The organism is Candidatus Kosakonia sp. 282A-S69, assembly GCF_029433855.1.
Lineage (GTDB): Bacteria > Pseudomonadota > Gammaproteobacteria > Enterobacterales > Enterobacteriaceae > Kosakonia > Kosakonia cowanii_A.
Genome location: NZ_JAROAU010000005.1, coordinates 203432 through 203665 on the forward strand (window position 1 = coordinate 203432; position 234 = coordinate 203665).

The following is a 234-nucleotide window of genomic DNA, read 5'->3' on the forward strand; positions in this document are numbered from 1 at the left end:
GTAGGAGTTCAGGACGGTGTGGGCGTCCCGGTTCTCGGCCAGTTCCTGGTCCTGGAAGGGCGGGTTGCCGAAATGGCCGGTGATCTCCGTGCCGCCCTTGATGATCGCCGCCGCGGCTTCGGGATGCGGGACGGCGACGCTGATCTTGTCGAGCTTGGCGTAGTCCTTCTCGCCCCACAGCTTGGCCGAGGCCCATTGCAGGATGCGCGACTGCACCGAGACGCCCACCGCCGG

1 pseudogene is annotated in these 234 nt (G+C 67.5%); it reads right to left on the reverse strand.

Going from position 1 to position 234, the window contains the following annotated elements:
• Positions 1 to 234: pseudogene (locus tag PU683_RS21920) on the reverse strand (ABC transporter substrate-binding protein); the annotation flags it as partial.